Annotated in this window: 1 protein-coding gene; it reads left to right on the top strand. The window is 60.1% G+C overall.

The genetic code is table 11. The features are described from left to right. The coding region (locus tag ABE459_RS26065; protein WP_346648183.1) for a transposase at window positions 1-223 on the top strand (223 nt) is incomplete at both ends.

Genomic DNA, 223 nt, shown 5'->3' with positions numbered 1-223 from the left:
TTGGTCATCACCTGGGCTATCCGCCGGGCGCGCAGCGCCCAGAGGATGAGACCAACCAGCGCAATGGCACGAGTGGCAAGACTGTACTGACAGGCGATGGCCCGCTACGGCCGGATATCCCTCGGGACCGTGACGGCAGTTTTTCGCCCATTCTGATCCCCAAGCATGAGCGCCGTTACACCGGATTCGATGACAAAATCATCGCCATGTACGCCCGTGGAAT

This window comes from Pseudomonas sp. TWI923 (genome assembly GCF_039673365.1).
In the GTDB taxonomy this organism is placed as follows: Bacteria; Pseudomonadota; Gammaproteobacteria; order Pseudomonadales; family Pseudomonadaceae; genus Aquipseudomonas; species Aquipseudomonas sichuanensis.
The sequence above is the reverse complement of the archived record's forward strand: the minus strand, read 5'-3'. Positions and strand labels throughout refer to the sequence as shown.